The organism is Dactylosporangium maewongense, from assembly GCF_039531485.1.
GTDB classification, from domain to species: Bacteria; Actinomycetota; Actinomycetes; order Mycobacteriales; family Micromonosporaceae; genus Dactylosporangium; species Dactylosporangium maewongense.
Genome location: NZ_BAAAQD010000090.1, coordinates 1 through 1,317 on the forward strand (window position 1 = coordinate 1; position 1,317 = coordinate 1,317).

At 66.7% G+C, this 1,317-nt stretch carries 2 protein-coding genes; both read right to left on the minus strand.

Annotated elements, in window-relative coordinates; translation table 11 throughout:
• Nucleotides 1-30: 30 nt before the first annotated feature.
• On the minus strand, nucleotides 31-945 hold the full coding sequence (locus ABD332_RS59820; protein ID WP_344516079.1) for an IS3 family transposase: 915 nt from the start codon (nucleotides 943-945) through the stop codon (nucleotides 31-33).
• Nucleotides 942-1,253, minus strand: a complete 312-nt coding sequence (locus ABD332_RS59825) for a transposase (RefSeq protein ID WP_344494506.1) — start codon at nucleotides 1,251-1,253, stop codon at nucleotides 942-944. Before ABD332_RS59825 ends, ABD332_RS59820 begins: the two co-directional genes overlap by 4 nt.
• Between the last annotated feature and the right edge of the window lie 64 nt (nucleotides 1,254-1,317).

Genomic DNA, 1,317 nt, shown 5'->3' on the forward strand with positions numbered 1-1,317 from the left:
TGAGCTTCCCCCGCTTTGATGGAGCGGTGGTTACCTGCCTCCGGTCGGGGCAGGGGTGAGGTTGTCTGGCCCGGTGTGGGTCTGCCAGGCGGTCTCGTATTCGTCGGGGCTGCGGTAGCCGAGGTCGCGTTGGATGCGGCGGGTGTTGTACCAGCCGTCGATGTATTCGAAGATCGCGTTCTCGGCTTCGTCGCGGGTGCGCCAGTTGGTGCGGTAGACGAGTTCGATCTTCAGGGTGGACCAGAAGTTCTCCATCAACGCGTTGTCGTAGCTGTCGCCGACCGAGCCCATGGAGGGCAGGATCCCGTTGTCGGACAGGCGTTGCGTGAACCGGAACGACGTGTAGTTCGAGCCCCTGTCCGAGTGATGGATCAATGTCTGGTCGCGGACGTCGCGGGACCAGATGCCGTACTCGAGGGCGCCGAGGATCAGGTCGGTGTCGCAGCGGTCGCCGGCCTTCCACCCGACGATCCGGTTGGAGTACGCGTCGCGGACCGCGGCGAGCCAGAACACGCCCTCGCCACACGCGATGCGGGTGGCGTCAGCGACCCACAGCCGGTTCGGTGCGGCGGCGGTGAAGTTCCGGTTCACCAGGTCCGGTGCCGGTGTCGCCTTCGGGTCCTGGACGGTCGACCCGCCGCGCCAGCCGCGGCGCAGGTATGCGCCCTGCCAGCCCTGGGCGGCCATCAGCCGTTCGACACGTTTCCGGCCTACGTGGATGCCGTCGCGGTGCAGCTGCCGGTGGACCCGGTCCGCGCCGTACGTGCACCCGGACGCGGTCCAGATGTCGTGAATGTTGGACAGCAACCCACGGTCGACCAGGTCCCGGTCGCACGGCTCGGTGAACCGGCTGCGCCAGGCGTAGTAGGTGGAGGCGGAGATCTGCAGGACCCGTAACAGGAGCGCGACAGCGAAGCGGCCAGTGTGTTCGTCGATGAACGTCATGACCGTCGCCGGGTCGGGTCGAGCTCCGCAGCGAAATACGCGCTCGCCGCCTTCAGGATCTCGTTCGCCCGCCGCAGCTCAGCGTTCTCCCGCGCCAGCCTGCGGTTCTCCTCCAGGAGATCACTGGACGGCCGGTCGGTGCGCTCCCCGGCGTCGGCCTCAGCCTGCCGGATCCAGTTCCGCAACGCCTCCGGATGCACGTTGAGCTGCTCGGCCAACCGGCGGATCACCGGCTTCGGGTCCGACTCCCGATACAACCGCACGGCACGCTGCCGCAGATCAGGTGAGTACTTCTTCGGTGCTGGCACGAATCTTCCTTCCCATGGCCATCAGACCATGATCAAGAAGCTCCATGAAAGCGGGGGTGGCTCA